The sequence below is a fragment of the Gordonia sp. YY1 genome (assembly GCF_009872315.1).
Classification (GTDB): Bacteria; Actinomycetota; Actinomycetes; order Mycobacteriales; family Mycobacteriaceae; genus Gordonia; species Gordonia amicalis.
This window is the reverse complement of record NZ_WXYI01000051.1, coordinates 1-1,329: the sequence shown is the minus strand read 5'-3', so window position 1 is coordinate 1,329 and position 1,329 is coordinate 1. Positions and strand designations below refer to the sequence as shown.

Genomic DNA, 1,329 nt, shown 5'->3' with positions numbered 1-1,329 from the left:
TGAAGCGCCCCGGGTTTGATGGAGGCAATCAAAACCCGGAAGGATGACCAGTATGGTCGCACCACGGAAATACCCCGACGAGCTACGCGAACGCGCCACTCGCATGGCCATCGATGCCCGCAAGGACCCCGCCGTTCGGGCCGGCGCCCTCAAGCGCATTGCCGACCAGCTCGGCGTCCACCCCGAGGCACTGCGGACCTGGGTCAAACGCGCCGAAACCGACGAAGGCCTACGGCCGGGCACCACCAGCGACGACGCCGCCCGCATCGCCGAACTCGAACGCGAGAACCGCGAGCTGCGTCGCGCGAACACGATCTTGAAGCAGGCCTCGGTTTTCTTCGCGACGGAGTTGGACCGTCCACACAGATGAAGGTCGAGTTCATCGACCGTCACAAGCACGAGCACGGCGTCCAGCCGATCTGCGAGGCGTTGGAACAGACCGACGCGGCGATCGCGCCGAGCACCTACTACGCCGCCACGGCACGTCCCGAAGCGAGACGCACGATCCGGGATCGGGAGCTGACCGAACAGATCACCACGATCCACGCCGAGAACTACGGCGTGTACGGCGTCCGCAAGGTCCATGCCGAACTGAAGCGGCAGCAGGTGCCGGTGGCGCGTTGCACCGTGGAACGATTGATGAGAAAGGCAGGCTTGAAAGGTATTGTGCGGGCGAAGGGTCCACGCACCACCCGACCGAAGGCTGAGACCGAACGACCCGCGGATCTGGTCGAGCGCAGGTTCGTCGCCGACGCCCCGAACGAGCTGTGGGTTGCCGACATCACCTACGTCAAGACATTCTCCGGTTGGGTCTATGCAGCCTTCGTCATCGACGTGTTCTCCCGGATGGTTGTCGGCTGGCAGGTCGCGACCTCCTTGTATACCGACCTGGCTCTCGACGCGCTGGAGATGGCGATCTGGCGACGCACCCACGGCGGGGCGGATCTGTCGGGGCTGGTCCACCATTCCGACCGCGGCGTGCAGTACCGTGCGGTTCGGTACACCGAGCGACTCGCCGACGCGGAAGCGGTGGCTTCCGTTGGCTCACGGGGTGATTCGTACGATAATGCGATGGCGGAGGCCTACAACAGTTTGTTCAAGGCCGAGTTGATCCGCAACAAGGGGCCCTGGCAGGGAATCGACGATGTCGAGATCGCTGTCGCTGAGTATGTCGATTGGTTCAATCAGCGACGGCTCCATGGCGAGATCGGGCATGTTCCGCCGGCGGAGTTCGAGGAACTCCATTGGCAGGCCCACGGCGACAACCTTCATCGGATTCTGTTACAGGAAACCAGCTAACCGACTCTCCACAAAACTCGGGGCTTGACA

At 63.4% G+C, this 1,329-nt stretch carries 1 pseudogene; it reads left to right on the top strand.

Annotated features, from left to right (window positions below):
- Nucleotides 1–43 precede the first annotated feature (43 nt).
- A pseudogene (locus BPODLACK_RS23075) lies at nt 44–1,299 on the top strand (IS3 family transposase).
- Nucleotides 1,300–1,329 lie beyond the last annotated feature (30 nt).